Raw genomic sequence first — 2,060 nt, 5'->3', positions numbered from 1 at the left:
TCCCGCACGGCGGCCACGCCCTCCCCTCCGGCCGCGAGAGCGAGGTGCTGCGCGCGCTGTACGTACGGGTCGCCGAACGGCTCGTCGCCGAACGGCGGTTGGTGCACTACGTCGACGTGCCGGCCGGTGAGGTCGGCACCACGCCCTGGTCCGACCTCGGCTTCGGCCGGGAACGGGTGTACGGGCTGATGGCGGTCAAGGCGCGCGGGCGGCAGCCGCGCGGGGTCGAAGGGCTCAACATCCGCCGGGCCGGCCCCGGCGATCTGCCGCAGATCGGCCGGATGGTCGCGGAGTCCGCCCGGCGGCAGCGGGGCACCGCGACCTTCCAGCCGCAGCCGGAGGCCGCGCTCGCGGCACTGCGCGTGCACTACGCCGGCACGCTCTCGGACTCCCGCTGCGGCGCCTGGATCGCCTCCCGGCGCGGCGAGGAGATCGGCATGGTGCTGCTGGTGCCCGCGCAACCCGACCCGGTCGTGCCCGCGTCCTGCGTCGAACTCGCCGAGGCGTACGTCGAGCCCGCGTACCGCGGGGAGGGGATCAGCCGGGTGCTCCTCGCGACCGCGCTCGCCTGGGCGTACGACGCCGGGCACCGCTACATGTTCGCGCAGTGGCCCTCCGCGTCGCCGCTCGCCGCCGGGCACTTCCCCGCGATCGGCTTCCGCCCGGTCGCCTACCGCCTCTCCCGCACCCTCGACCATCGCCTCACCGGCGCCCCCGGCACGTTCTGAGAGGTGCTCCCGGCGAAGCCGGGGGGAGTACCCCCAGCGCCCCTTGGAATGTGCGGCTCCTTCCGCCAAGGGCACGCGCCCCTGTAGGTACGCGGCGGTGGGCAAAAACCGTACAGATCAGGGCAATTCGCGTGCGTGTGAGCGGGATCACCGGATGGGTACGGTCCGTGGTCGGCGGGGGTACGGAACGTTGTGGCGGAGGGGGGATCGTCATGGACGGTGGCGACCGGCGTACCCGAAGTGAGAACCGCATAACGGACATCCGGGAGTGCGGCCACATACGGTGACGACCGCGCCCGGGGGAGGGAACGCGCCGTTTGCCCGCGCGGAGCGGCGTCCCCTACGTTCCGTCTCGTGCGGGGCAACCCGCTTCCCATCCGCCGGGCGGACCGCCGAGTCCTGCCACCGCCCGCCGCGCGGATCATCCGAGCACCGACATGGCAGGAGCGGGGGACCCAGGTAAGCCGCCGCCCGAGCCGACCGCCGCACCGCCGGCAGTCGCGCACCCGGGCGGCTCGGGGTGAAGCCGCATCCGCGGCCGGGCATCTCCTGCCCGAACCCGACAGCTCACCTCGCAGGCGTAGGAGAGGAAATCCCCCATGCCCGCACTCAGCCGGCACCGCAAGCCCAAGGCCCGCAACGGCCGCCGCCTCACCCGTCTGTACGTGGCCGCCGGAGCCGGCGGCGCCGCGCTCGTGCTGCCGCTGCTCGCCGCGACCCACGCCGGCGCGGCCACCCCGGCGACGAGCACGACCGCTGCCTCGGCCACGTACAAGGTCGTCACCGGCGACACCCTCATCAAGATCGCCGCCTCGCAGCACGTCACCGGCGGCTGGCAGCAGCTCTACCAGGACAACAAGGCCGTCATCGGGTCCAACCCCAGCCTGATCCGGCCCGGCACCGTACTGACCCTCGACGCCGCGAAGGCCGCGCCGCAGGCGAAGACCGCGACCACGACCGGCACCGCGTCCACCACCGCCGCCACGACCACCGCCGGTACCGGCTGGATGAAGCCGGTCGGCGACGCGGCCATCGGCACCGGCTACAAGACGTCGGGCTCGCTGTGGTCCAGCGGTTCGCACACCGGCGTGGACTTCCTCGTCGGCTCCGGCACCCCGGTGCACGTCGTCGCCGCGGGCACCGTCGTGTCGGCCGGCTGGGACGGCGCGTACGGCAACGACGTGATCGTGCGCCACGCCGATGGCAAGTACACCCTGTACGGCCACCTGTCGCAGGCGCTGGTCTCCGCGGGCCAGACCGTCACCGAGGGCCAGCAGATCGGCGTCTCGGGCGCGACCGGCAACGTGACCGGGCCGCACCTGCACTTCGAGG

2 protein-coding genes and 1 riboswitch are annotated in these 2,060 nt (G+C 73.8%); both genes read left to right on the top strand.

Going from position 1 to position 2,060, the window contains the following annotated elements; genetic code table 11:
- A partial coding sequence (locus AC13HU_RS36245; protein ID WP_483046247.1) for a GNAT family N-acetyltransferase occupies positions 1-728 on the top strand: 728 nt, incomplete at its 5' end.
- A 420-nt stretch (positions 729-1,148) separates the two neighbouring features.
- Positions 1,149-1,322, top strand: a riboswitch (cyclic di-AMP (ydaO/yuaA leader).
- A 5-nt stretch (positions 1,323-1,327) separates the two neighbouring features.
- Positions 1,328-2,060, top strand: a 733-nt coding sequence (locus tag AC13HU_RS36240; RefSeq protein WP_483046246.1) for a LysM peptidoglycan-binding domain-containing M23 family metallopeptidase, incomplete at its 3' end; no start/stop codon positions are given.

The organism is Streptomyces sp. NH27 (genome assembly GCF_056859195.1).
The sequence above is the reverse complement of the archived record's forward strand: the minus strand, read 5'-3'. Positions and strand labels throughout refer to the sequence as shown.